This window comes from Glutamicibacter soli (genome assembly GCF_003309065.1).
Taxonomy (GTDB): domain Bacteria; phylum Actinomycetota; class Actinomycetes; order Actinomycetales; family Micrococcaceae; genus Glutamicibacter; species Glutamicibacter soli.
The window spans coordinates 318727-343840 of record NZ_POAF01000004.1 but is presented as its reverse complement, the minus strand read 5'-3'; the positions used below and the strand labels follow the sequence as shown (position 1 = coordinate 343840).

At 66.9% G+C, this 25114-nt stretch carries 20 protein-coding genes; 10 read left to right on the top strand and 10 right to left on the bottom strand.

What is annotated here, in order from left to right:
- The first annotated feature begins 63 nt into the window (after positions 1 to 63).
- The gene (locus C1H84_RS10690) at positions 64 to 876 is read left to right on the top strand and encodes an IclR family transcriptional regulator (protein WP_113607391.1); all 813 of its coding nucleotides are present in this window, start codon (positions 64 to 66) and stop codon (positions 874 to 876) included.
- A gap of 75 nt (positions 877 to 951) precedes the next feature.
- Here the strand turns inward: C1H84_RS10690 and C1H84_RS10685 are convergent, their stop codons facing one another.
- The 8 genes from C1H84_RS10685 to C1H84_RS10650 all read right to left on the bottom strand — a co-directional run bounded on the left by C1H84_RS10685 (position 952) and on the right by C1H84_RS10650 (position 12250).
- A complete protein-coding gene (locus C1H84_RS10685; protein WP_113607390.1) occupies positions 952 to 3819 on the bottom strand; it encodes an exo-alpha-sialidase in 2868 nt (955 codons plus the stop codon).
- Between the two features lie 241 nt (positions 3820 to 4060).
- The gene (locus C1H84_RS10680) at positions 4061 to 4750 is read right to left on the bottom strand and encodes an N-acetylmannosamine-6-phosphate 2-epimerase (RefSeq protein WP_113607389.1); all 690 of its coding nucleotides are present in this window, start codon (positions 4748 to 4750) and stop codon (positions 4061 to 4063) included.
- Complete coding sequence (locus tag C1H84_RS10675) at positions 4750 to 5697, bottom strand: ROK family protein (protein WP_113607388.1); 948 nt, start codon at positions 5695 to 5697, stop codon at positions 4750 to 4752. Before C1H84_RS10675 ends, C1H84_RS10680 begins: the two co-directional genes overlap by 1 nt.
- 11 nt (positions 5698 to 5708) lie before the next feature.
- Positions 5709 to 6650, bottom strand: a complete 942-nt coding sequence (locus C1H84_RS10670) for a dihydrodipicolinate synthase family protein (protein WP_047120410.1) — start codon at positions 6648 to 6650, stop codon at positions 5709 to 5711.
- A gap of 74 nt (positions 6651 to 6724) precedes the next feature.
- The gene (locus C1H84_RS10665; RefSeq protein WP_113607387.1) at positions 6725 to 7531 is read right to left on the bottom strand and encodes an ATP-binding cassette domain-containing protein; all 807 of its coding nucleotides are present in this window, start codon (positions 7529 to 7531) and stop codon (positions 6725 to 6727) included.
- Entirely contained in the window at positions 7528 to 9546 is a 2019-nt protein-coding gene (locus C1H84_RS10660; RefSeq protein ID WP_113607416.1) for a dipeptide/oligopeptide/nickel ABC transporter permease/ATP-binding protein, read from the bottom strand. Before C1H84_RS10660 ends, C1H84_RS10665 begins: the two co-directional genes overlap by 4 nt.
- A 12-nt stretch (positions 9547 to 9558) precedes the next feature.
- Positions 9559 to 10515: an ABC transporter permease gene (locus C1H84_RS10655; protein WP_181728109.1), complete on the bottom strand. Its 957-nt coding sequence runs from the start codon at positions 10513 to 10515 to the stop codon at positions 9559 to 9561.
- Positions 10516 to 10630: 115 nt separating this feature from the next.
- Positions 10631 to 12250 (bottom strand): ABC transporter substrate-binding protein, encoded by a 1620-nt coding sequence (locus tag C1H84_RS10650; RefSeq protein ID WP_047120412.1) that lies wholly within the window; start codon positions 12248 to 12250, stop codon positions 10631 to 10633.
- Positions 12251 to 12391: 141 nt separating this feature from the next.
- On the opposite strand from C1H84_RS10650, the gene C1H84_RS10645 reads away from it, so the two are divergent.
- The 5 genes from C1H84_RS10645 (at position 12392) to C1H84_RS10625 (ending at position 17722) form a co-directional block, all read left to right on the top strand.
- A complete protein-coding gene (locus tag C1H84_RS10645) occupies positions 12392 to 13120 on the top strand; it encodes a FadR/GntR family transcriptional regulator (protein ID WP_113607386.1) in 729 nt (242 codons plus the stop codon).
- Positions 13121 to 13363: 243 nt separating this feature from the next.
- Positions 13364 to 14140 (top strand): electron transfer flavoprotein subunit beta/FixA family protein, encoded by a 777-nt coding sequence (locus C1H84_RS10640; protein WP_047120414.1) that lies wholly within the window; start codon positions 13364 to 13366, stop codon positions 14138 to 14140.
- Between the two features lie 13 nt (positions 14141 to 14153).
- Positions 14154 to 15134: an electron transfer flavoprotein subunit alpha/FixB family protein gene (locus C1H84_RS10635; RefSeq protein ID WP_047120415.1), complete on the top strand. Its 981-nt coding sequence runs from the start codon at positions 14154 to 14156 to the stop codon at positions 15132 to 15134.
- Positions 15135 to 15136: 2 nt separating this feature from the next.
- Positions 15137 to 16963 carry a cytochrome b/b6 domain-containing protein gene (locus C1H84_RS10630; RefSeq protein ID WP_113607385.1) on the top strand — a complete coding sequence of 609 codons (1827 nt, stop codon included), beginning with the start codon at positions 15137 to 15139 and terminating at the stop codon, positions 16961 to 16963.
- Positions 16964 to 17071: 108 nt separating this feature from the next.
- Positions 17072 to 17722: a class I SAM-dependent methyltransferase gene (locus C1H84_RS10625; protein WP_113607384.1), complete on the top strand. Its 651-nt coding sequence runs from the start codon at positions 17072 to 17074 to the stop codon at positions 17720 to 17722.
- Between the two features lie 132 nt (positions 17723 to 17854).
- Here the strand turns inward: C1H84_RS10625 and C1H84_RS10620 are convergent, their stop codons facing one another.
- Both C1H84_RS10620 and C1H84_RS10615 read right to left on the bottom strand, forming a co-directional pair.
- The gene (locus C1H84_RS10620; RefSeq protein ID WP_113607383.1) at positions 17855 to 19621 is read right to left on the bottom strand and encodes a plasmid pRiA4b ORF-3 family protein; all 1767 of its coding nucleotides are present in this window, start codon (positions 19619 to 19621) and stop codon (positions 17855 to 17857) included.
- Positions 19622 to 19804: 183 nt separating this feature from the next.
- Positions 19805 to 20605: an IclR family transcriptional regulator gene (locus tag C1H84_RS10615; RefSeq protein ID WP_053799068.1), complete on the bottom strand. Its 801-nt coding sequence runs from the start codon at positions 20603 to 20605 to the stop codon at positions 19805 to 19807.
- 254 nt (positions 20606 to 20859) lie between these two features.
- On the opposite strand from C1H84_RS10615, the gene mhpD reads away from it, so the two are divergent.
- The 4 genes from mhpD to C1H84_RS10595 are packed head-to-tail and all read left to right on the top strand — an operon-like array spanning position 20860 to position 24867.
- Positions 20860 to 21675, top strand: coding sequence for a 2-keto-4-pentenoate hydratase (gene mhpD, locus C1H84_RS10610; RefSeq protein WP_113607382.1), 816 nt, complete (start codon positions 20860 to 20862; stop codon positions 21673 to 21675).
- A complete protein-coding gene (locus C1H84_RS10605) occupies positions 21675 to 22649 on the top strand; it encodes an acetaldehyde dehydrogenase (acetylating) (RefSeq protein ID WP_181728108.1) in 975 nt (324 codons plus the stop codon). The genes mhpD and C1H84_RS10605 overlap by 1 nt, the downstream gene beginning before the upstream one ends.
- The gene (gene dmpG / locus C1H84_RS10600; protein WP_047120419.1) at positions 22646 to 23653 is read left to right on the top strand and encodes a 4-hydroxy-2-oxovalerate aldolase; all 1008 of its coding nucleotides are present in this window, start codon (positions 22646 to 22648) and stop codon (positions 23651 to 23653) included. The genes C1H84_RS10605 and dmpG overlap by 4 nt, the downstream gene beginning before the upstream one ends.
- Before the next feature lie 32 nt (positions 23654 to 23685).
- Complete coding sequence (locus C1H84_RS10595; protein WP_113607381.1) at positions 23686 to 24867, top strand: flavin reductase; 1182 nt, start codon at positions 23686 to 23688, stop codon at positions 24865 to 24867.
- Positions 24868 to 25114 lie beyond the last annotated feature (247 nt).

Sequence of the window (25114 nt, the reverse complement as noted above, 5' to 3'; positions counted from 1 at the left end):
AGCCGGGCGCACCTGCCGCCCGGCTAGTATCTTTTAAAGGACGAAATGATCCAAGGAGTTCAGATGACAGCGGTAGAACATGACGAGCGACAGAACGCCCGCGCCGACCAGTCCGGCGAGTCGCGCGGCGCCTCGGTGATCGTCAATGTCATCGACGTGCTGCGCTGCTTCAGCGTGGAACGCCCGGTCCTGGGCGTCACGGACATCGCCGCCGAGGTGGGGCTGCACAAGTCCAGCGTCTCGCGCATCCTGGCCACCCTGGAGCAGGAACGCATCGTCGAGCGCAACGAGCAGACCCGCAAGTACAAGCTGGGACTGGCGCTGATCGCGATCGCCGGCCCGCTGCTGGCCAATCTGGATGTCCGCCAGGTCTCCTATCCGCTGCTGGAGGAGCTGCGCGACGCCAGCGGGGAGAGCGCCATCCTGAGCATCTGGGATGGCAGCGAATCCGTCTCGGTGGAACAGCTGCCCTCCACCCGGCTCGTGAAGCACACCTCCGTGCTGGGAAGCCGCTACCGCACCGGGCTGAGCGCCTCGGTGCAGATGTTCCTGGCCCACCAGCCCGCGGAGACGGCGCGCTCCCTGCTCGACGGCGGCAGGATCGAGTTGCCCCAGGTCATGGCTGTGGAGGACTACCTCCCGCGGCTGGAGGCCGTGCGGCGCCGGGGCTACTCCATCAACTACGGCGAAACCTCCCGCGACGAGGTCAGCGTCGCCGCGCCGGTCTTCGACCACCGCGGGGACGTCGTGGCGGCGGCCATGATCGCCGCCCCGTACTACCGCGTCTCGGCGACGGACCTGGACGAGCTGTGCACCCAGACGGTGCGCACCGCGAAGCAGATCAGCGCCCGTCTGGGGTACCAGGAACAGGCATAGCGCCCAGCCCGCCGCGAGCCGCCCTTAACCGCGAGGGGCCCATCCAAGTTTCCTTGGACGGGCCCCGACGTTTGGCTACTTCACGCGGACGGTGCGAACCTTGCTGCTCGATTCGCCTGCGTCGTTGCTCAGCTTCACCTGGTACTCATAGCTCCCCGGCGCGCGGTCGCGGAGCACCGTCGCCACCTGCTGGGCGGCCGGCGTGGCCGCCACCAGGTCCTGCGAGTCGATCAGCTTGCCGTTCTCGAACAGCTGGTATCCGGTCGCGTTGGTGCCCCACCACATGTCGGTGGTCAGCGTCAGCTCCCCTGCTGCAGAGCCGGTCCTGGCGCTGAGCACCGGGGTGCCCGGGTTCGCGTCCTTGACCTTGACCTTGAGCATTTGGGTCTTGGTGCTTCCGGCCGCGTTGACCAGCACGCCCTGGTATTCGTAGGTGCCGTTCTTCTTGCCCTTGACCTGAACCCGGGCCTGCTGCGCCTCCGGGGAGGCGGACACCAGGGTCTGCCGGGAGATCTCCCGGCCGTCCTCCAGCAGGATGAACTGCGAGGCGTTGGAGCCGTGCCACAGGTTCATGGTGACGGTGTAGTCCCCGTCCTTCAGGCCGGTATCGTGCCCGTTGTCATCGGAGAGCACCGCCTTGGCAGGCTTGGCGGTCGCGTCGTCCTTCGGCGCCACGTTCAGCTTCAGCTCGGACAGCTTCAGCTCCGCGCTCGCCACGCGCAGGCCGTTGAATCCCTCGACGGTTTCCGTGCCTGCGGCCAGCACGCCGGCCTCGATGTGCGCGGCCGTCAGCGTGCGGGTGATCTTCACCGTCGAGCTGCCGCCTGCGGCGAGTTCCTCCGCTTCCCAGCCGGCGCCTTGCAGACCGGTCAGGCGGACGTTGCCGCTGTTGCGCACGCTCGCCTCGTAGGTGACGGTGTCCCCGGCCGACGCGTAGCCGTCGGCATCCAGGTCCTTGAATACCGGGTCGGAGGCCTCGGCGGACAGCGACGGACGCCGCTCCAGCACGTCGACCTCGTCGGAGGTGATCACGTAGTCGTTGAGCACCTTGGCGTGGTCGTCGAGCTTACCGGCGGTCCAGGTGGTCTTCGGGACGAAAAAGCCGTCGGCGAGCTCCGCCTCGGTCACGGTGTGGCGAGGGGTGGCGCAGCTATAGGATGTGCCGGCCGCGAGGTTCGAATAGCGGCAGTTGCCCGCGTCGCTGGGCTGCCCGACGGGCCGGGCGGCGAACGGCGCGAAGTTGCCCTCGGTCGGAACCACCCACTGGTTGACGTTGCCGGCGTTCTTCACGGTGAAGGTGTAGGGCAGCTTCTCACCGGCCTGGTACGGGGCGGCCGCAAGGTCACGTCCCGCATCGGCCCGCTCCCCGGAGATCTCCAGCCCGGTCACTTCCTTGCCGGCGATCTCCGCTTCCACGAGAGCCTGCGACATCTTGCCGCCGGCCTCGGTGAACTGCAGCTGCAGCCGCTGCTTGCCGTTGGCCACCACGGAGGCGGTGACCGGAAGCTGAATGCTGCGCTGCTCCTTGGCTGCGAGCTGCTCAACGGCGACCGGCTCGGAGGAGACCTGGCTGCTCTGCTGCACCTGCAGGATGCCGCTGATCGCATGGTTTTCCTGGTTGGTGATCGTCACCTCCATGGTGGCGCTCTGCCCGGCGTCCAGGGTGAGCTTCGGCGCGGACATTGGTGCGCACACGTAGTTCAGCCATTCCTCGTCGAAGGAGGCGTACATCATGGAGTCGGTGTAGTTGCCTTCGTAGAAGACGCCGAACTGGCCGTCGGCCTGGGCGGTTGCCACCGAATAAGCGGAGAACCCGCGCCGGATGGTGCGCAGTCCCGGCCAGGTCTGCCCGTCGTCGCAGGAGACGCGGGCCGAGACGTTCTCGCGGCCGGTCTGCGAGTTGGCGCCGGTGTAGAGCAGCTTCTTGGCCTCATCGCTTCCCGCGGCGGCGTCGGGGAACATCTGGGTCAGGTGCGCGTTGTTAGTCGGATCGGGCAGCTGGCGGTCCTGGCTCACCTTGGAGTAGCTGTGCCCGCCGTCTTCGGAAATGGCGACCTTGCGGAAGCCGCCTCCGGCGGAATCGCGCGAGTTGAGCATGATCCTGCCGTCGGAGAGCTCCACGATCTTGTTCTCGTCCATGGAGGTTCCGGTGAATTCGCCGCGCTGCCAGGTGGCCCCGTGGTCGTCCGAGTACACGGAGTACGCCTGGTAGGTCCGCGAGCCGTTGGCCTGCATCACGTCGCCGGCGTATTGCTGGATCAGTCGGCCTTTGTACTCCCCGCGGGTGACCTGGATACCGGCGCCGGAGGTGGCGAAGGTGCTGCGCACCGCGCCCGGCACGGGACCGTCCCCCGGCTTGGCGACGTCGGTGATCAACCGCGGAGCGCTCCAGGTTTCGCCGCCGTCCGTGGACTCGATCACGGCGGCGCTGATGACCTGGCGGTTGGCGTCGTCATTGCCCCAAGTGCTCCCGTGGAAGCCCTGGTCCTTGGAGTAGACGAAGAAGTTGAAGATCTTTCCGGATTCCTCATCGACGACATAGCTCGGGTCGGAGTAGCCGTATTTGCTTTCGCTGACGCTGCCGGTGAAGCCCGCAGCCACGGTGGTCATCGGTCCCCAGGTCTTGCCATTGTCGACGCTGCGGCGCTGGACGATGGTGTTGGGGTTGGGGGCATCGGCGGCGCTGCCCGGGCGCGCGTCCCAGGAGGCCAGCACGACGCCGTCGCCCACGTGGGCCAGAGCCGGGATGCGGTAGAAGAAGTTCGCCTCGGTGCGGTCCTGCCCGAGGTTGACCTCTGAGAACTGGCCGGGTGCGTCGGCGGGGTTTGGCGTGCTGAGCGAGCCGGAGGCATTGGCTGCCGGCATCATCGACAGCGGCAGAGCCAATGAGACTGCCACGGCCAGGGCAATGGATCGGCGGCGATGACGATCGGGGAATTTCATCGGGGCTGGTTCCTTTCACTCGGGAAATGGGGGTTCCGAGTTTCTTCAGATGTACGACGTGGGACGTCACACCCAGCTTATGTGTTCGGCGTTACGTTTGGTAGTTAAATTATCAATATTTTGAATATTTAAATACTAGTCAAAAGCGAACTTACAACTTAAATATGCGTAGCCCGTGCAGCGCGCCGAGGGGCTCGGCCCGCCGCACGGGTGGGGTGTTCGACGCGGTGCCGCTGGCAACTCAGTCGGCGGCCAGCGCGTCGCCGAACCAGGAGGCGATGGTTGCCGGGTGGGTGATGGCGGTGCCCACTACCACCGCGAAGGCGCCGGCGTCCACGGCCGCGCGGGCCTGCGCCGGGGTGTGGATGCGGCCTTCGGCCACCAGCGGGCGGTCCAGCCCGGCCGCGGCGATCTGCCCGATCAGTTCCAGGTCCGGGCCGTCGGTCTTCGCGCGTTCGCCGGTGTAGCCGGCCAGCGTGGTGCCGATCAGGTCGGCTCCGGCCTCGGCAGCGGCCAGCGCGTCGCTCAGCGAACCACAGTCGGCCATGACCAGGGCGCCGGAGCGCTCGTGCACGGCGCGCACGGTCTGCTCCAGACTCAGCCCGTCGGGCCGCTCGCGGCGGGTGCCGTCCAGCGCCACGATGTGTGCCCCAGCCTGGGCCACGGCCAGCGCGTGGTGCACGGTGGGCGTGATGAACACGCCCTCGTGGCCGTCCTTGAATAGGCCGATGACCGGAACTTCCACCGCGGAACGGGTAAACTGGATGTCCGCGAGCCCCTGCACGCGCACCGCGGCCGCGCCGCCGATGACCGCCGAGGCGGCCACCTGAGCCATGGTCTGCGGCAGCCGCATGGGCTCGCCGGGGTAGGCCTGCGCGGAAACGATGAGTTTGCCCCGCAGGCTTTCAAGTTGGGCTGGGGTCAGCAGCATCAGGGAGTTGTCCTTTCAGGGGTCCAGAACAGGCTGGCGGCGCCGTAGAACGCCGCGGTAGTGCCCAGCTGCGCGGGCACCAGCTGCGTGCCCTGCAGCGAGTCGATCGCGGAAGCCGCGTAGCCTTCGCGCAGCCACTGCCACCAGGCGGGCCCGGCGTGCGCCATGCCGCCGGAGATGATGACCAGCTCGGGGTCCAGGATGTTCGCCAGCGATCCAGCGGCCCTGCCCGCGGCCAGGGCCCCGGTGCGCAGCGCCGTCACCGCAAGTTTGTCGCCGGATTCGGCCAGCTTTGCCACCGCGCGGGTATCGACAGCCTCCGGGTTTCCGCCCAGCCGCAGGTAGTGGCGGTGGATGGCAGGCCCGGCGGCGATGGCTTCCAGGTGCCCGGTGCGTCCGCAGGAGCACGGGATCCCTGCGGCTAGCGGGGAGTCGATGTGGCCCATGTGCCCGGCCACGCGGTGGGCGCCGGTGTGCGCCTGCCCGTCAATGAGGTGGGAGCCGCCGATGCCGGTACCCACGGCCAGCAGCAGCACCTCGCGGGCGCCGCGGCCCGCGCCGAACCGGGCTTCGCCCAGCCCGTGCGCGTGCACGTCGTTGACCGCACGGGTCTCAAGACCCGTGCGCTGGAACATCTGGCCGGCAAGGTCGGTGCCCGCCCAGCCGGAGATGGTGTCGGTGGCCGAGAGCACGCGGGCGGTGGCCGGGTCGATGACCCCGGCCGCGCCCAGGCCCAGGCCGTCGATGCCGCACCGGGCCCGGGATCGCAGGTCGGCGACCAGTTTGGCCATGGCGTCGAGCACCGCGTCGGCGCCCTGCGTGGCAGGGGTGGGCAGTCCGCCCGAGGCTAGGATGCCGGCTTGCGGGTCCATGACGGCGCCGGCGATCTTGGTGCCGCCCAGGTCCAGGGCGATCACCGCACCGGCGCCGCGGGGGTTGTGCTGCATTCCGGGCGGACCTACTTGGCGCCCAGCAAGCCGGTCTCGGCCAGGATTTCGCGGATGGCGGCGGCCTCGGAGTCGTTCAGGTCGGCCATCGGCGCGCTCATGGTGTTGCCGGCGATGACGCCCATCTCCACCAGGGCGGTCTTGAAGGCGCCCAGGCCTGCGGCGCCGCCGGAGACGCGGGAGGAATCAGGGGTGTAGACGATGTCGAAGACGCGGGCCAGGCGGTCCTGCTCCTTGGCGGCCTGCGCCCAGTCGCCGGCCACGGCGGCGTCGAACAAGCGGCGGTAGCCGGCCGGATCCACGTTGCCCAGGCCCGGAACCACACCGTGCGCGCCGCCGAGCAGCGCGCCGTCGACGACGACCTCGTGGCCGGTGAAGACGGAGAATCCCTCGATGTGGCTGGTGGCCAGCAGCAGCTGGCGGAAAGAGACGTCATCGCCCGAGGAATCCTTGACGCCGGCAATGACCCCGTCGGTGGCCAGGCGGATCGCCACGTCCAGCGGCAGCTTCACGTGGGTGCGCACCGGCACGTCGTAGGCGAAGATGTCGATGTCCAGGGCTGCGTGGATGATGCGGAAGTGCGCCTCGATCTCCGCGGCGTTGGACAGCGCGTAGTACGGGGTGGTGACCACCAGCGCCTGGGCGCCGAGCTCGATCATGCGGCGGCCTTCCTCGATGACGCGCTGCGTGGTCTGCTCGTTGGCGCCGACGATCAGCGGCACGCGGCCGTTGTTGGCCTCGGCGATGGTGGAGACCGCCAGCTCGCGTTCGGCGTTGGTCATGTAGGGGACCTCGCCGGAGGAGCCGAGCACGAACAGGCCGGTCACTCCCCCGGTAACCAGGTGCTCCACGACCGAGCGCAGGCCCGGCACGTCGATGGCGCCCTCGGCGGTGCGCGGGGTGACTACCGGCGGGATGACGCCGGTGTACTTGGGGTTGTTCGCAAATGCCACGAAACTTGTTCTTTCTACTGATGATCCGGCGGACGCCGGGTCGAATTCTTCTGTGCCCGCAAGGATGCCGGCGGCTAGTGCTCCAGCAGCGCGGGGGCGGCGCCGAGCAGGGTGCGGGTGTAGTCGTTGGACGGGGTGTCGAAGACCTGCGCCGCGTCGCCCTCTTCCACAATCTGCCCGGCGTTCATCACGCAGATGCGGTCCGAAACGTAGCGCACGGTCTGGATGTCGTGGGAGATGAACACCATGCCCAGGTTCAGCTGCGCTTTCAGGTCGGTGAGCAGATTCAGCACCTGTGCGCGCACTGAGACGTCCAGCGCGCTGGTCGGCTCGTCCGCGACGATGACTTCGGGCTCAAGGGCCAGCGAGCGGGCGATGGCCACACGCTGGCGCTGGCCGCCGGAGACCTGGCTGGGCAGCGCGGAGGCGGCCGAGGGCGGCAGGCCCACCACGGAGAGCAGCGCCAGGGCCTTGGCCCGGCGGCTGGCCGCGGTGCCGATGCCGTGCACGCGCAGCGGATCGGTGAGCGTGTCCATGATGCTCATGCGCGGGTTCAGCGCGGTGGCCGGGTCCTGGAAGACCACGCCGACCGAGCGTCCGAAGCTCTTGCGCGCGGCGGCGTTGCGCCGGCCCACCGGCTCGCCCTGGAACAGGACGGTGCCGCTGGTTGGCTCCTGCAGGCCGACCAGCACGGAGGCCAGGGTGGACTTGCCGCAGCCGGACTCGCCCACGATGCCTACGGTCTCGCCGCGGCTAACCGCGAAGTCCACGCCGTTCACTGCCTTGACCAACCGCGGCGAGAAGAGCTTGCCGCCGCGGATCTTGTGGTGCACGTGGATGTCCTTGAGTTCGATGACCGGACTCTGCACGGTGTTACTCATCGCGCTGCTCCTGACTGTTCTGCAACCGGGGTGTCGCCCGCGCCGCGGTGGCTTGCCCAGCGGTGCTCGCTGCCGGCGGACACCGGCACGAAGGCCAGGTGCGCATCCGGGTCGGCATCCGGGCGCTGGGAGCGCTCGGCGAAGCGGTCGCCGTCGGCGAAGTCGTACGGGCTGGGGACGGTGCCGGGGATCTGGTGCAGGCGGTCGGCCTGCGACTCGATGGAGAGCACCGCGCCAAGCAGGCCGCGGGTGTATTCGTGGTGCGGGGCGATCAGCACGTCGCTGATCGGCCCGGATTCGACCACCTGTCCGGCGTACATCACGGTGACACGGTGCGCCAGCGAGGCCACCAGGGCCAGGTCGTGGGAGACGAAGACCATCGCGAAGCCTAGCTGCTCGCGCAGCTCGTTGAGCAGGTCCACGACCTGCTTCTGCACGGTGACGTCCAGCGCGGTGGTCGGCTCGTCGCAGACCACCAGCTTGGGGCTGCGCGAGAGGGCCATGGCGATCAGCACACGCTGGCGCTGTCCGCCGGAGAGCTCGTGCGGGTAGGACTTCATGGTCCGCGCCGCATCCAGCTTCACCAGGGTCAGCAGCTCCTCGGGGCTCTTGCGCCCGCCGCGGCGGGTCAGCTGGCGCAGCTGGTCGCCCACGAGCATCGAGGGGTTCAGGCTAGACAGCGCATCCTGGTAGACCATGGCGATCTGCTCGCCGCGCAGGCCCTTGTAGACCTTGTCGTCCCCGGCCAGGGTTCCGCCGTCGGCGGTGGCCGGCAGCAGCTCGCGGCCCTCGAAGGTGATGGAGCCCGACAACTTGGCGCTGGGGCCCAGCAGGCCCATGATGGCCAGCGAGGTGATGGACTTGCCGCAGCCGGATTCCCCGACCAGCGCCATGGTCTCGCCCTCGCGCACCGAGAATGACACGTTCTGCACGATCGGGGTGTCCTCGTAGCGTTGCGGGAAGCGGATGGACAGGTTCTTGACCTCGAGGATGGTGCGCGGGGTCCCGGAGGACGCGTCGAGCACCAGGCGGTCGGTGCGCGCGGCCTCGGTGGCCGCCAGCGCGGCGAGTTCGGCTTCCAGGCGTTCGGCTTCGGCGGTGTCAGCTGCCTGCTTGGCGACCTGCGCCTTTTCCTCGCCGGCGGCCTTCTTCTTGGCCGAGCCCTTGACGTTGACCAGCGCGTCGGTCATGCCTTCGGCCAGGATGTTCAACGCCAGCACGGTCAGCAGGATGGTCAAACCGGCGAAGGTGGTGGCCCACCAGGCGCCGTTGAGCACCAGGGTGCGGCCGTAGGAGATCACGTTGCCCCAGCTCGGAGCCGGGTCCTGGATGCCCGCTCCGAGGAAGGAGAGCGAGGCTTCGAGGATGATCGCGTCGGCGACCATCACGGTGGCGAACACCAGCACGGGGGCGGCGCAGTTGCGCACCACGTGGGTGATGAGGATGAAGAAGCGTCCGGCGCCGATCACGCGTTCGGCGCGCACGTAGTCCTCGCCCCACTGGGCCAGCACGTTGGCGCGCACCACGCGGGCGATCTGCGGGGTGTAGATCACGGCGATGGAGATGATGATGACCGGCAGAGTGTTGCCCAGCGAAGCCAGCAGCGCGGCGGCCAGGGCGATGCCCGGGAACGCCATGAGCATGTCCATGATGCGCATGATGGTCTCGTTGGCCCACTTGGAGCCGGTGGCCGCCAGCGAGCCGAGCAGGCCGCCGGCCAGCAGGGCCAGCGCTACCGAGCCGAGGCCCACGAGCAGCGAGGACTGGGCGCCGTAGAGCAGGCGCGAGAAGATGTCTCGGCCCAGACGGTCGGTGCCGAAGGGGTTCTCGGCGCTGGGCGGCTGGGCGGGGATTCCGGTGGCCAGCGGGTCGTGCGGGGCGATCAGCGGCGCGATGACCGCGATGACGCCGATAACCAGCAGGAAGGTCAGGGCGATTTTCGAACCCAGCGTCAGTGACTTGAAGCGGGCGCCCGAGTCGCTCAGGCGCGCCACGAGCTTGTTGCGCGGTGCCATGATAGTCATTTGCTACACCGTCCTAATACGCGGGTTGATCAGCAGGTAGAGCAGGTCGACGACGATGTTCACCAGCACGAAGGTGATCGCGATGGCGAGCACCACGCCCTGGACCAGGTTGGTGTCCTGGTTGGTGATACCGTTCATGATCAGCTGGCCCATGCCGGGCAGCGAGAAGATCATTTCGATGACCACCGCGCCGCCGAGCAGGTAGCCGATGCGCAGGCCCAGCACGGTCACCGGGGTGACCAGCGCATTGCGCAGCACGTTGCGGCTGATGACCTCGTTGGGCGGCACTCCGTTGCCGATGGCGGTGCGGACATAGTCGCGGTCCAGCTCCTCCACCATCGAGGTGCGCACCACGCGGATCAGCGAGGCGGAGACCGGGATGGCCAGCGCGAGGGCCGGCAGCGCCATGTGCTGCAGCCAGGTTCCCGCACCGGATCCGGCCGGGGCCGCGCCGCCGGAGGGGAACAGCGGGTTCTCACCCAGGGCCAGCCACTGGATCAGCAGGATGCCAAGCCAGAAGGACGGGGTGGCAATGGCCGCGATGGAGAAGATGCGCACCAGCTGGTCCGGCCACTTGTCGCGGTACAGCGCGCCGATGACGCCGAAGATGAGGGAGATGACCACGGCGATGATGACGCCCAAGAAGGTCAGCTGCAGGGTCAGCGGGAACGCCTTGGCGATCATCTCGGAGACCGGCTGGGCCGGCGGAGTGGTCACGCCGAAGTCCAAGCGGATCAGGCGGCCCAGGAAGGAGAAGTACTGGATGAATAGCGGGTCGTTCAGGCCGCGCTCCTCGCGGTAGGCCTCTTTGGCCTCGGCGCTGGCGCCTTCGCCCAGCGCGCTGGTCGCCTCATCGCCGGGGGCGAGTTTGAGGATGATGAACACCAGCAGCGAGATGCCCAAGATCATCACCGGCAGCGCCGCCAGGCGACGCAGCAGCAAGTTCAGGAAATTTCCCACGCAATGACTCCGTTGGGTTTTGGGGAAGAATATTTCGGCGGGTGTGCAGGGCGCCGCACCCGGGTGCGGCCGGACGCGGCGCCCTGCACGAGGCCTTCATCGAAGCAGGAAGGCGCTAGCCCTTCGGTGCAACTCCGACGAAGGAGATTCCGGTGGTCGGCAGCGGCTGGAAGGCATCGAGCTTGGCCGAGTCCCAGGCCGTTGGCAACTGGCGGTGCAGGATCGGGTACAGCGGCACCTGCGCGGCGACCAGGTTGATGGCCTTGGCCCAGGCGGCCTTGGCGCCGGCCTCGTCCTTGGCCTTCACCGCGGCGTCCAGGTTCTTCTGCAGTTCCTTGTACTCGGCGGTGCCGGTCCAGCGGAAGCGGTTCTTCGGCCAGACGTCGCCGCGGTAGAACCAGGACAGCAGCAGGTCCAGGTCGTTGCCGAAGACCGACGGGTCGCCCGGGGCGGCCACCACGGTGAACTTGCCGGCGTCCACGTTATCCGCGTACAGCGCGCCGGACTGCAGGTTCTGCATGGTCACGGTGACGCCCGGCAGCTTGTTCCAGGATTCGAGCATCAGCGGGGCGATGTCCTTGACCCAGGAGGTGTCGGTGGTCAGCAGCTCGAAGTTCAGCGAGGTGACGCCGGCTTCCTTGAGCAGCGACTCGGCCTTGGCCTGGTCGTAGGTGTAGACGGTGTCGGCTTTCACGTACTGCGGATGGGTGTCCTGCACGTAGGAGGTCGCGGCTTTGGCGTTGCCCAGCAGCGCGGTCTTGATGATCGATTCGGTGTCCAGCGCGTAGTGCAGGGCCTGGCGGACGCGGACGTCGGTGAACGGCTTCTGCTCGCAGTTGAACATCAGGAACAGCAGCCCGAAGGACTGCACGGACTCGACGTTGACCTTGGACTTCAGGCGGTCTACGTCCAGGTACGGCACGTCCTCGATGGCTGCGACGCGGCCGGACTCCATGGCGGTCACGCGGGCCGCGGCGTCCGAGAGCAGGAACCAGGTCATGGTGTCGGCCTTGGCGGCGTACTTGCCGTTGTAGTCAGCGAACTTGGCGAACTCGATCTTGTCGTCCTTGGTCGCCGAGACGAACTTGTACGGGCCGGAGCCGATTGGCTTGGCGTCGAAGCCTGCCTGATCTTTGGAGGCAACGGCCTTCGGGACGACCTTGACCACGGAGATGCGGGTCGGGAACAGCGGGAAGGCGTAGTTCAGCGTGAAGGTCACGGCGGAATCTCCCTTGGCCTTGACCGACTTGATGAACGGGATGAACTGGGCGAACAGCGAAGCGTTCTTCTCATCCAGCACGCGCTCGAAGGAGTAGACCACGTCGTCCACGGTCACCGGCTCGCCGTTGTGGAACTTCGCGTCCTTGCGCAGTTCGACTTCCCAGGTGGTGTCGTTGACCTGCTTCGGATCGGCCGCGGCGAGGGCCAGGTACGGCTCGCGGGTTGCCGGGTGGAGGTCGACCAGGCCTTCGAAGATGTGCATGTTGGCGGCGAACGGGGTCGCGCCCGACGAGGTCATCGGGTCGAAGCCGGTCGACAGCGCGTAGGAGATGCCGGCGGTGAGCGCCAGGGATCCTGCCGCGCCGCTGGCATCAGCGCCGGTGCTGGTGCCGGTGTCGCCCGAGGAGCAGGCGGCGAGGGTTGACGAGAAGACCGCCGCGGCACCGATCATGCCGCTGATCTTGAGGAAATTTCGACGTTCCATGGATTTGTTTGCCACGTCCTTGATCGGCATTGTTTTCCACCTCCGAGAGAAAAATGTCTGTTCGTCGGACGTGGGATGTCCGATCTATGGATTAGACTGTAATAGGAATCACGCAATTTCGTCAACAGCATCACATTCCGCACCGAAGCCCCCGGAAAGGAAACCCGAAATATGAGTACAGCCGCTCGGCGATCCGACGCCAGATCTCGCCTTCGCGCTCTGACGAACGACATCACGGGGATCATTCTCGATCGCAACCTGGCTCCGGGCGATCCCATGCCCACCGAGCAGGAACTCATGGCCGAGCTGGGCGTCGGACGCAACTCCCTGCGCGAGGCGATCAAGGTACTCCAGGCTCAGGGCATCATCGACACCCGCCACGGCTTCGGCATGTTCGTCGCCGAGGAAAATCTCAGCGCCCTCTACGACACGCTGTCCTTCCGCGGCCAGATGTCGCTGCGCCAGAACGGCCAGAGCGCCAGCGAACTGGTCGACGTGCGCCAAGCCCTGGAAACCGGACTGATCGGCATCGCCATCGCCTCCGCCACCGAAAACCACCTGCAGCGCTTGGGCGACTGCGTGCAGCAGATGGAGCAGCACGCCGCCGCCGGCGAGGTATTCACCGAAGCGGACCGCCAGTTCCACCAGATCCTCTTCGAACCGCTGGACAACCGGCTGCTCTCCAACCTGATGGGCGTCTTCTGGGACGTCTACCACTCGATCCACGATTCAATCAGCAACTTCCCGCACGACCAGGAAATACTGGTCGAGACCGCCCGCGGCCACCGGCGCATCCTGGATGCGGTCATCGCCAAGGACGTCCAGACCGCCCAAGCGCTGATGGCACACCACTTCGACGGCATCCGCACCCTGCTGGAACAGCGTTCCGCGGCGACCTGAAGAAGCTAGCGGCTCCGAGCCCCGCGCGCCCCTCCTCCCCCTGCCGGCGATTCGCGCTTCACCTCGCCTTTTCCATGACATGACGGTGAACCACGACCCGCAATCCGACACCAGGCGGCATTAATCAGTATTGTGTTTTACAACACATGCTTCATTTGGCGGTCGGCATCCTCGACCGCCCGACAGCGGCCCGACAACCACCGGGCTGCGTGCAGCGCGTGGCGATTAGCTGAGGAGAGATTGATGAAGATCGCTGTTCTGATCAAGGAAGTCCCCGACACGGGGGCGGACCGGCTGCTGAATCTGGAAACCGGTTTGGCGGACAGAGCGGCATCCGAGGCAGTCCTCGATGAAATCGGCGAGCGCACCCTGGAAGTCGCGCTCAAGTACGCCGACGGCACCCCGGGAACGGAGATCACCGTGCTGACCATGGGCCCGGATTCCGCTCAGGCAACCCTGCGCAAGGCCCTGGCCATGGGGGCAGCGTCCGCAGTGCACATCAGTGACGAGCAGCTGCTCGGCGCCGACCTCCTGCTCACCGCAGACACCTTGGCCGCCGCGCTGCGCCGCGGGAACTACGATCTGGTCCTGACCGGCAACATGTCCACCGACGGCGCCGCCGGGGTGCTTCCCGCCATGCTGGCCGAGCTGCTGGACCTGCCGGCCGCCACGGGACTCTCCGAAGTCCGGATCAGCCCGGAGGCTGTGGAAGGATCCCGCGAATTCGACGGTGTCCGCGCCCAGATCAAGGTGCCCCTGCCGGCCATCGCCTCCATCACCGAGTCCCTGCCCGATGCGCGGTTCCCGAACTTCAAGGGCATCATGGCCGCCAAGAAGAAGCCGATCGAGGCCCTCGGCCTGGCGGACCTGGGCATCGACCCGCTGCCGGCGGACACAGCGAGGACCATCATGCTCTCGGTGGCCAAGAAGCCGCCACGCGAGGCCGGCACCGTCATCACCGATGACGGCGAGGCGGGCAACGCCCTGGCCGATTTCCTGGTCAAGAACAACCTGGCGTGAACGGAGAACACTCATGACAACTTTTGCCACCGATTCAATTCTCGTTCTCCTGGAAACCGCGCCGGGTCCCGCCTTGGCCAAGAACCATGCCGAGCTGCTGGGCGCCGCGGCGGCCGTGGGAACCCCCGTGGCACTGGTGTCCGGGCCGGCGCAGGCCCTGCCCGCGCTGGCGGCGCAGGCCAGCTCCTCCGGGGCCGTCCAGGTGCTGACGGTGCCGTTGGAGGGCCGGCCGACCGTCCCGCTGGTGGATGCCCTGCAGGCAGCCGCCGCTCTGGTCCAGCCGCAGGCGGTCCTGGCCGGCCACACCGACTCCAGCCGCGAGGTCGCGGCCCGTTTCGCCGTGCGCGCGCGGGCCTCGCTGAGCGTCGACGCCGTCGGAGTTTCCCGGGATGACCAGGGTGTTGTCGCATCGCATGCGATCTACGGCGGAAGCTTCTCCACCACCAGCGCCCCAACCTTCGGCGCTCCGGTGATCACCGTGCGGGTGGGCAGCATCGAGGCCCGCGCCGACGCGCAGCCGGAGCAGTCCACCGCATTGGAGGTCGCCGCCAGCGGCAAGCCGGACATCGAGGTCACCAACCTGGAGACCATCGAGTCGACTTCCTCTCGCCCGGAACTGCGTTCTGCGGACCGGGTGGTCTCCGGCGGCCGCGGTCTGGGCAGCGCGGAGCAGTTCGCGCTGGTGGAGCAGCTGGCCGATGCATTGGGGGCCGCCGTGGGCGCATCCCGCGCCGCAGTGGATGCGGGCTTCGTTCCCCATGCAGCGCAGGTTGGCCAGACCGGCGTCTCGGTCTCCCCGCAGCTGTATGTGGCGCTGGGAATTTCCGGGGCCATCCAGCACAAGGCGGGGATGCAGACCGCCAAGACCATCGTGGCCATCAACAAGGACGCCGACGCACCGATCTTCGACATCGCCGACTTCGGCGTGGTCGGCGACGTGTTCAAGGTGGTTCCGCAGCTGATCGCGGCGCTGGAAGCCGCGAAGGGCCGGTAGCCATGAGCACCCCGACTCGTCTGCCGCGCCAGGGGCTGCCGCGCATTCCCGGCGGCGAACCGTGGCCTCCTGCCAAGTTCCTGGCCGCGGCCTCCGAAGCGCTCCCTGCCGATCCCGGCCAGCTCGATGCCGCGCAGCCATCCGCCACGGCTCCCGCTGTCGAAGGTCCCGCCGCCGAAAGTTCCACTGTGGACAGTCCTGCGGCCGGGAATCCGGTGGTTGAGGCTCCTGCGCCACCGGTGCAGTCCGCTTCCCCGGCGGCTGCAGTAGCAGGCACCCTGCGTCGCGGTCTGCCGCGTGTGCCGGGCGGGGAGTCTTGGCCTCCGGCGGAAAGGTCCGTGGCGTCGGCCGGTTTGGCCGATGCAACCGAAGCTGCCTCCCTGCCGGCGGAAGTCGCGCCCGCCGCAGAACCGGCCGTCGCCGCGTCAGCTGGCACGGTAGCTTCCGAACCATCTGCCCCTGAGGTCCAGGCATCGGCCGATCCGGCCGCTGAATCCGCTCCGGCGGAGAAGCTACGCCGCGGGCTGCCCCGGACACCCGGCGGCCAGCTATGGCCTCCGGTCTCGGCCGCTCCGGCCCACTCGGCTCCGGCGACTCCTGCCCCCAAGAGCACTGTACCCGCACAGCCCGCAGCCCCCGCTGCGCAGGAACCCGTCGCACCGGCAACGCCGACCAAACCTGCCGCGGCACGTGTGGCGAAGCCCGAAGCACCTGAACCCCAGGCTAAGTTGACCCAGCCCGTTGCGGCGGCGGCCTCGGTTGCCGAGCCCGCGCCAGCGCCTGCCCCAGCGGCGGCCGCATCGGCCAAGCCGACTGCGGCACCACAGCCGCGCAAGCCGCTCGCCCCGGCAACTGCCCCAGCAAGGCCTGCCGCGGCTGCCACGGCGGCACCCAGGAAGTCCGAGCCGAAGCGCCACGGCCCGCTGACCACCAGGCAGTGGGTGCTGGCCGGGGTGCTGGGCGCCTTCTGCGCACTGGGCATGGCCACCGCGGTCGTCCTGCTGGCCCGCTGGTTCGTCGGGTTCGACGCGATCTCCAGCTTCATCGCCCGCTACCCGGGCGAATACCACCTGCCCGAGTCGGCACCCGTGGGAATCCCGGGATGGCTTGCCTGGAACCACTTCTTCAACCTGTTCCTGATGGTTCTGATCATCCGGTCCGGGTTGCAGGTGCGGCACCAGCGCAAACCTCCGGCCTACTGGTCTTCGAAACGCAGCCCCAAGGTAAGCATCAACCTGTGGCTGCACCAAAGCCTGGATCTGCTCTGGCTGGTCAACGGCCTGGTGTTCGTGGTCCTGCTCTTCGCGTCCGGGCACTGGATGAGAATCATCCCGACCTCCTGGGAAGTTTTCCCCAACGCCATGTCCGCCGCGCTGCAGTACATGACGCTGGATTGGCCCACGGAGAACGGCTGGGTGAACTACAACTCGCTGCAGCAGCTGGCCTACTTCGCGACGGTGTTCATTGCCGCTCCCTTGGCGGCGGTGACCGGGTTCCGGCTCAGTGCCTTCTGGCCCAAGAACGCAGCGGCGCTCACCAAGCGCTACCCGATCGAAGTGGCCCGCGCGTTGCACTTCCCCACCATGCTCTACTTTGCGCTGTTCATCGTGGTGCACGTAGCGCTGGTGCTGTCCACCGGTGCGTTGCGCAACTTGAACCACATGTTCGCGGCCCAGGGCTCCACGGATCCGGCCACGTTCGCCGACAACTGGACCGGCCTGTGGCTGTTCGCCCTAGCCATTCTGGCCACCGCCGCCGCATGGGCGGCCTGCAGGCCGATGATCCTGGCCTCCATCGCCCGGCTCTTCGGAAAGGTCAGCGCACGGTAGGAACGTACGAGTTTTTGCCGGTAGCGCAAACCGCCTCGCTCCAACCGCCGCATGTGCCTAGGATCGTTGATGACGACCCATCGGCTACGGACTAAGGGGAATGCAGGCATGGACCACCATCACGATACCGAGGAGCTTCGCGGAGTCGAGTTCTGGGAGAAGCACTATGGCGGTTCAGAGCGCGTCTGGTCAGGGAAGGTCAACCAGGTCATTGAGCGTCTGGTCGCGCCGTTGGCCCCGGGCACCTCCCTGGACCTGGGCAGCGGCGAGGGCAGCGACGTGATGTGGATGGCATCGCGGGGATGGCAGGCCACCGGCGTCGACATCTCCCCGACCGCCGTGGAGCGCGCCCGGCAGGACGCGGCGAAGCACGGCTTCACCGAACCGCAGGCCACCTTCATCGCAGCGGACCTGTCCGAGTGGAACACCTCCCAGACCTTCGACCTGGTGACGCTGAGCTTCTTCCAAGCGCCGTTCGAGTTCGCGCGCGCCGAGATCCTGCGCAGAGCCGCACAACTGGTGGCACCCGGCGGGCATCTGCTGGCGCTGTCCCACGCCGCACGCCCTTCCTTCGCCCCGGCCTTCGACGGCGACGTTCCAGCTTTCCCGCAGCCGGATACCGAGCTCGAAGCGTTGCAGCTGGATTCCGATCAGTGGAGCGTCCTGCAGGCGGAAGTCATCGAACGCGAGATCACCGATCCCAACGGGAACCCGGCCACGCTTGAAGACACCGTGGTGTTCATCCAGCGCAAGCCGTAGCCGCAAACGCCAAAGATCCCCTTGGACCTGCATGACAGCAGGTCCAAGGGGATCTTTTGCCGGCCTGAATACCGGGTCGCAACGCGGCCCAAGGGAAGTTGGGCGCTGCGGGGCCAACGACGTCTTGGAGTCTTAGAACTCCGCCATCAGCCGTTCGTTGACCGATTCAATGGTGAACTCCGCAGGATCCGGGATCTCAAAATACGTGTCGGCCAGCCACTCCTGGACTTCCTCGTGTTCCGGATGCCCGGCGTCCCGAATGATGTCCATTTTGGCGTCCCACCCCTCGGTTCCGCCCGAGTTCTCCAGCGGCGAGAAGCGCCGGCCTCCGATGCACCGCGGCAGGAACTCCCCGTCCGCGTCGAGGACCTTCTCCACGTCGATGCGCACCCGCCAGTCGTCGCCGAAGTCGTAGCTGTACTCCAGCCTGTCCTTCTCGGCCTTGAGCACCTCCGAAACCAGGGCCGCAGTTTCATCGACGTCGACTTCCAGCTCGGGGATGTCCGCCCCGTAGCTGGTTCCGTCGTAGAGTCCGGTGCGGAAGATGTGCAGGTGGGTGTTGTCCCAGTCGAAGGCGGCTTGGATGATGTCATGCAGGTCGCCGAGGTGCAGGTCCATGGGCACCAGCACCCGGCGCCAGATCGGCGGCTTGGTATCCCGCAGTCCGAGCTTCAGCTGCAGGACCTTCCCGGTATACGGCTCGGTGCGTGCGGGGCGGAACAGCTCTTCTTCCTCCCAGTCCGCGGCGTCGCCGTAGAGTGATTCCTCGTTGTCTTCGGGGCCCAGATCCTCGTCTTCCAGGTCTGCCAGAATGGTCTGCACCATGGGCGGCACCGTGTAGTAGTCGCCGGATTCGACGATTCCCAGATCAATCATTTCCCGCATTCGTGCGTGGGCCTTCGCCCAGACTTCCTCGCTGCGGTCCGGGTACCGATCTTCCGCCACCAAATGGGGCTCGCCGTCCTGGGCTGCGGTAAGCCAGCCCAGCGTCAGATCCCAAACTTCGTCGGCTTCCTCGTTGCCTTCTTCCGGCGTCGCGATCAGCAGCTGGACCATCGAACGCACCAGCAGATAGGTGGCACCCAGGCCCACGTCACCTTCGGCCGTCGCGAATCCCTCGGCATTCTCCATGAGCTGCGGCTGGCCGAAGTCGAGGCTCAGCACCCCTGCCATAACCAGGCTCATGAAGACATAACCCATGATGATCTCACGGCGTTCGCCGGTAATTCCGGAGGGAATTGATGCTTCCAGCTCCTGCATGGCGGACTGGATGAAAGGCTGCGGATCATTGGAGTCCCACCGGCGTTCCGGCGATTGGGCAACCCACGCGGCCATCGCGTGCCCGAGCGCGACTACCGGCATGGCATCGAACTGCGCTTTCGCAGCGGCCTCGCGTTCTTCCGTGCTCAGCTCGGCTTCTTCCTCGAAGATCCCGCCGATTCCAGGCCCCCCGTTGAACGAGAACTGCGTGCTGTGCAGGCCTTCGCGCAGCATCTCCAGCTCTCTGGCGTGATGCTTCCAGAGACCGGACTCCTCAAGGAACAGGCTGTAGGAAATCCAAGCCTCGGACAGGATCATGCCGAGGTGCTTCTGGTCCTCGCGGTGCTCCTCGCGCTCAACCAAGCCGTGGACAATGGCCACGATTGCCTGGGGATCGAAATCCGTCACCGAATCCAAACCAACGAGATCCGCGTAGAAGCTCAGCGAATCGCGCACCGCCATCAGATCCATTTCCACCGCACCGGTGCCCTGGTAGGTCTGCTCGTACCACCGCACATAGTCCGGCGTCAGCGCGTCGAGACCCCGCTTGACCTTTGCATGGGCCAGCGACATCACGTTGGCGTTGACCTTCGCCGGATGCCCCTGCTTGCGTTGCGGCTTCTTCTTTTTCTTGGCCATGGGGACCACCTCTTTCCAGCGTCACCTTGCTTTCTTCAAGGTTACGGTGGTTCGCGTCCCGTTATCGCCTTATCGCCCGCGCAAAATACCCAACGACTGGAAATGCTGCCAGACTTCCGTGGAGCAGGGGCTGGCAGCATACATGCGATGCCGGTCAACGAGCGGAGCGCCGCCGGGTGCGGGTCAGGCGGTCATGGAGGCCGGAGCGCTCAGCGCTTCGGAGATTCGATGCGCAGCCTGCTGGACTAGCGGAGCCACCAGCTCCATGGAGTCGCGGCCTCGCCCCACGAGCGACAAGGCGGCAACCGGCTTGCGGCGAACGCGGATGGCCGCTGCCACGCAGGTGATACCCTCATAGCTCTCGCCAGATTCGTAGGCCAGTCCCCCACGGCGTCGAATGCGGGCGAGTTCCGAGTACAGCAAGGTCGAGTCGGTCAGCGTCTTGCCGGTGACCCCGGGCAGGCCGTTGGCGAAAATCTCGTCCAGGTCCTCCGGATCCATCCACGCCAGCATCGACTTGCCCAGTGCGGTTCCGTGGGCGGGGTTGACGCCGCCCACGCGGGACGGGATGTTCACCGCGGTCGGGCCGCCCAGCTTATCCAGATAGCGGATGTTCGCGCCCTCGAGCACCGCGAGGTGCACCACCTTGCCGGTGCGGATCTGCAGATCGTGCAGCAGCGGCGCAGCTTCAGCGCGGATGCGGCTGCTGATCGAGTCGTTGTTGCGGTACTTCAGCGAGCGCCACCCCATGCCATAGCCGTCGGGGGCGTGCTCCAGCCATCCGAGCTGCACCAGCTGGTCGAGGATGCGGTGGGTCGTGGACCGCGGAAGGCCGGCACGGACGGTGATCTCGTCCAGAAGCAGGCGAGCATCCTGCGGCTCGAAGGCCTCCATGATCATCGTCATCCGGGAGACCATGGACGGTGCCTGGGTGGTGGCCTGAACGGTCGGGACAAGGGTTGGGGCAGAGGTCAGAACGCTCATTTGGAAACCTTCCTGGGAAAAGGGATTCAGGTCTTCTACTGCGCTTCGCTGCGCAGGCCATGCTTGTGTCCACCTCGCGGAAGCTGCTGCAAAACTTCCATGTGATGTGAACCACGTCTTCGTTTTCATTCACTGTACACGTCACTACAGAGAAAAACTAGAACTAGTTTCAATTTATTTATCCCGCTCTCTGAGACAACAGAATCACGCCCCGAAGCGAGCTGTAGATACTGGAGTTTCACTTTGGAGGACGGATGACTACACACACTCAAACGGTTCGCGCACAGTCCACGGCACTGGCGGATCTCGCCCTGCGTCTGCGCGAGGCTGAACTCAACGGCGTTGCCATCAGCCCCATCCGCGACGAGCTGGCAGCCGGCGGCATCGAAGCCGCCTACGAGGTCCAGCGCCTGAACGAGGACCACGCGATCAGCGCCGGGCGCCGTGTCGTCGGCCGCAAGATCGGACTGACTTCGCCGGCCGTCCAGGCCCAAATGGGTGTGAACCAGCCTGATTTCGGGGTGCTGTTCGCAGACATGTGCCTGGCCGACGGCGAGCCGCTGGCCGCCAACGCGGTGCTGCAGCCGCGGGTCGAAGCGGAAATCGCGCTGGTCCTGAACAAGGACCTGCCGCACCCGGACACCACCATCAACGAGCTGATCTCCGCGGTGGACCACCTGCTTCCGGCCATTGAAATCGTCGGCTCCCGCATCGAGAACTGGGATATCTCGATTCTCGACACGATAGCGGACAACGCCTCCTGCGGGCAGATCGTCACCGGCACGGTGCCGTTGCTGCCCACGGCGCTGGACCTGTCGGCCGTCGGCATGGCCATGGAAGTCAACGGCAAGGTCCGCTCGGTCGGATCCGGCGCCGCCTGCCTGGGCCACCCCTACCGCGCCGCGCTCTGGCTGGTGCGCCGCATGGCTTCGCTCGGCCGGCCGCTGCGCGCCGGAGAAATCCTGATGACCGGGGCGCTGGGCCCCATGGTCGACTTCCCCGCCGGAGCCAACGCGGTGGCAACCATCCAGGGCCTGGGACAGGTCCGCATCACGCACGAGGAGAACTAATGGAACAGCACAATCGCTGGCCGGTGGCCATCATCGGCTCCGGCAACATCGGCACCGATTTGATGATCAAGGTCATGCGCGGCTCGACCCGCCTGGAAATGGGCGCCATGGTCGGCATCGACCCGGAATCCGACGGCCTGCGCCGCGCGGCCAAGTTCGGGGTGGCCACCACCGCCGAGGGCATCGACGGGCTGCTGGCGCTGCCGAACTTCAAGGACATCAAGATCGTTTTCGACGCGACCAGCGCCGGCGCGCACCGCGCCAACTGGGAGAAGCTGAAGGACACCGGGGTCCGCGTCCTTGACCTGACCCCTGCCGCCGTCGGCCCGTCCTGCATCCCAGTGGTCAATCTGGAAGACCACCTGGATGACTCGAACCTGAACATGGTCACCTGCGGCGGCCAGGCCACCGTGCCGATGGTCGCGGCCATCAGCGCCGTCGCCCCGGTGCGCTACGCGGAAATCGTTTCCTCGGTCTCCTCGCGCTCCGCAGGCCCGGGCACCCGCGCCAACATCGACGAATTCACCGAGACCACCTCGCAGGCGCTGGTGGACATCGGCGGCGCGGGCCGCGGCAAGGCCATCATGATCCTGAACCCGGCCGAGCCTCCGATGCTCATGCGCAACACCGTCTACGCGCTGGTGGAGGGCGATCCGGACCTGGGCCGGATCGAATCCTCGATCCTGGAGATGGCCGCCAAGGTGCAGGGCTACGTCCCGGGCTACCAGCTCAAGCAGGCAGTGCAGTTCGAGACCTTCACCGAGGAGAACCCGCTGTACCTGCCGGAATCGGGCAACTTCACCGGCGTGCGCGTCACCGTGATGCTCGAGGTCACCGGCGCGGCGCACTACTTGCCGGCCTACGCGGGCAACCTGGACATCATGACCTCGGCCGCCATGGCCGTGGCCGAACGCTGGGCGCAGCACCACTCAACCACCGCAGAAAACCCAGAACTCCAGGAGGCCCGGGCATGAGCAAGCTCTACATCTCAGATGTCACCCTGCGCGATGGCATGCACGCCATCCGCCACCAGTACAGCGTCGAGTCGGCAGTCGCCATCGCCACCGCCCTGGACAAGGCAGGGGTCGCCTCCATTGAGGTAGCCCACGGCGACGGCATCAACGGCTCCTCCTGCGTCTACGGCTTCGGCGCCCACACCGACCTGGAGTGGATCTCCGCGGTGGCCGCCGCAGTGAAGAACGCCAAGGTCGCCACCCTGGCGCTGCCGGGCATCGCCACCATCACGGATCTCAAGGCCGCCAACTCGGCCGGCGCCACCGTGGTGCGCATTGCGACCCACAGCACCGAGGCGGACGTCTCCGCGCAGCACATCGCCGCCGCGCGCGAGCTGGGCATGGACACCGTCGGTTTCCTGATGATGTCCCACATGACCGAGCCGGCCGAGCTGGCCCGCCAGGCCAAGCTCATGGAAAGCTACGGCGCGACCTGCGTGTACGTGGTGGACTCCGGCGGAGCGTTGACCCCGAAGGGCGTGGGCGAACGCGTCGACGCCTTCCGCCAGGTGCTGGATCCGGCCACCGAGATCGGCATCCACGCCCATGAGAACCTCTCGCTGAGCATCGCGAACTCGCTGACCGCCGTGGAGCACGGCGCGAACCGGGTGGACGCGTCGCTGGCAGGCATGGGCGCAGGAGCGGGCAACGCCCCGCTGGAGGCGTTCATCGCCGCCGCGGACAAGTACGGCTTCGAGCACGGCTGCGATTTGCCAACCCTCATGGACGCGGCGGACGACCTGGTCCGCCCGCTGCAGGACCGCCCGGTGCGCGTGGACCGCGAAACCCTCTCGCTGGGCTACGCCGGGGTGTACTCCAGCTTCCTGCGCCATGCCGAAGCCGCCAGCGAGCGCTACGGCATCCCTACCACCGACATCCTCATGGAACTGGGCAAGCGCCGCATGGTCGGCGGCCAGGAAGACATGATCGTGGACGTCGCGCTGGACCTCATCGGCCAGAAGTAGCTGCGCCAGCGAAGTACTGAAAGGAAAAGACCGTGAATGCAGTAGCACTGGGGGCACAGACCCCGCCCGTCTCAGATCCGATGGCGTTCCGCAACGTCCTGGGACACTTCCCGACCGGCGTCGTGCTGATCACCGGCATCACCGAGGACGGCGAACCGGTCGGCATGATCGTCGGCTCCTTCACCTCGGTGTCGCTGGATCCGCCGCTGGTGGGCTTCCTGCCCACGGTGACCTCCTCCACCTTCAAGAAGCTGCGCACCGCCAGCTCCTTCTGCGTGAACGTGCTGGCCGCCGACCAGGAAGAGCTGTGCCGCCGCTTCGCCGGCCGCGCGCCGAACAAGTTCGAGGACATCGAGTGGACCCCCGCTCCGTCCGGCGCCCCGGTGCTGGACGGCGCGGTCGCCTACATCGACTGCACCTTCGAATCCATCACCGACGCAGGGGACCACTACATTGTGGTTGGCGCGGTGCAGGAATTGCAGGTCTGCTCCCCGGTGCCCCCGTTGCTGTTCTTCCAGGGCGGCTACGGCCGCTTCGCCCCGCTGTCGCTGCATGCGCCGTTCGAGACCGACCTGATCCGCGGGGTGCGTCGCGCGGAGCGCCACAGCGCGAAGATGGAGCAGCTGGCGACCTCGCTGGACGCGGATATTTCCATCATGGCGGTTATCGGCGATGAAATGGCGGTGATCGTCTCCGGCACCGGCGAATTCCATGACGGACAGCGCCTGGGTGAACGCATCCCGCTGATGCCGCCGATGGGCGAAATGTGCCTGGCCTGGGAGGACGAAGAAACCATCGAACGCTGGCTGGCTCGCGCCCTGCCGGCGGACGAATGCACCGCGGAGGACTACCGTGCCCGCCTGCAGGTGGCCCGTGATCGCGGCTGGTCGGCTACCATGCGCGGGGACTACGCGGATGACGAGGTCTACTCGGTGCTACGCGAATACTCCTCGGGCCTGTACACCCCGGCCCAGGAGCGTAGGCTGCGCGAAATCATCGCGCAGACCTCCTCCGGCTACGCCCCGGTGGATTTCGTTGACGAGCGCAGCTACGACGTGGATTCGCTGATGGTTCCGGTCCGCGACGCCGCGGGCAAGGTCCGCCTGGTGCTGCGCGCCTCCGGCCTGCCGCAGGGCGCTTCCGGCGCCCAGGTGCTGGCTTGGGCACAGGAACTGGTGCGCACCGCGGAAGAAATGAGCGGCACCGAAGACTAGGCCGCCTCATCCTCCAGCCCGGGTAAGACCTCCGACGGAAATTTTCCGCCGGGGGTCTTCTCCGTCGCATTGCTCACAAGCGCCGGGCCGGATCGACCGCCGAGGGACAATCCGAACTCGCAGAGCGTATTATCCGTACATAGTGGTAGACAGCGAATGTGATATTCGGGATTATGGGCGTATTGTCAGAGGAATACTCCACGATGATCACCGAGCGCCGAAGGCGACACCCGGGGATTCCTGCGGG

Excerpts from the sequence above, each read along its gene's own strand:
- C1H84_RS10690 (WP_113607391.1), top strand. The coding sequence starts at position 64 with ATGACAGCGGTAGAACATGACGAGCGACAGAACGCCCGCGCCGACCAG.
- C1H84_RS10685 (WP_113607390.1), bottom strand. The coding sequence starts at position 3,819 with ATGAAATTCCCCGATCGTCATCGCCGCCGATCCATTGCCCTGGCCGTG.
- C1H84_RS10680 (WP_113607389.1), bottom strand. The coding sequence starts at position 4,750 with ATGCTGCTGACCCCAGCCCAACTTGAAAGCCTGCGGGGCAAACTCATC.
- C1H84_RS10675 (WP_113607388.1), bottom strand. The coding sequence starts at position 5,697 with ATGCAGCACAACCCCCGCGGCGCCGGTGCGGTGATCGCCCTGGACCTG.
- C1H84_RS10665 (WP_113607387.1), bottom strand. The coding sequence starts at position 7,531 with ATGAGTAACACCGTGCAGAGTCCGGTCATCGAACTCAAGGACATCCAC.
- C1H84_RS10660 (WP_113607416.1), bottom strand. The coding sequence starts at position 9,546 with ATGGCACCGCGCAACAAGCTCGTGGCGCGCCTGAGCGACTCGGGCGCC.
- C1H84_RS10650 (WP_047120412.1), bottom strand. The coding sequence starts at position 12,250 with ATGCCGATCAAGGACGTGGCAAACAAATCCATGGAACGTCGAAATTTC.
- C1H84_RS10645 (WP_113607386.1), top strand. The coding sequence starts at position 12,392 with ATGAGTACAGCCGCTCGGCGATCCGACGCCAGATCTCGCCTTCGCGCT.
- C1H84_RS10640 (WP_047120414.1), top strand. The coding sequence starts at position 13,364 with ATGAAGATCGCTGTTCTGATCAAGGAAGTCCCCGACACGGGGGCGGAC.
- C1H84_RS10635 (WP_047120415.1), top strand. The coding sequence starts at position 14,154 with ATGACAACTTTTGCCACCGATTCAATTCTCGTTCTCCTGGAAACCGCG.
- C1H84_RS10630 (WP_113607385.1), top strand. The coding sequence starts at position 15,137 with ATGAGCACCCCGACTCGTCTGCCGCGCCAGGGGCTGCCGCGCATTCCC.
- C1H84_RS10625 (WP_113607384.1), top strand. The coding sequence starts at position 17,072 with ATGGACCACCATCACGATACCGAGGAGCTTCGCGGAGTCGAGTTCTGG.
- C1H84_RS10620 (WP_113607383.1), bottom strand. The coding sequence starts at position 19,621 with ATGGCCAAGAAAAAGAAGAAGCCGCAACGCAAGCAGGGGCATCCGGCG.
- C1H84_RS10615 (WP_053799068.1), bottom strand. The coding sequence starts at position 20,605 with ATGAGCGTTCTGACCTCTGCCCCAACCCTTGTCCCGACCGTTCAGGCC.
- mhpD (WP_113607382.1), top strand. The coding sequence starts at position 20,860 with ATGACTACACACACTCAAACGGTTCGCGCACAGTCCACGGCACTGGCG.
- C1H84_RS10605 (WP_181728108.1), top strand. The coding sequence starts at position 21,675 with ATGGAACAGCACAATCGCTGGCCGGTGGCCATCATCGGCTCCGGCAAC.
- dmpG (WP_047120419.1), top strand. The coding sequence starts at position 22,646 with ATGAGCAAGCTCTACATCTCAGATGTCACCCTGCGCGATGGCATGCAC.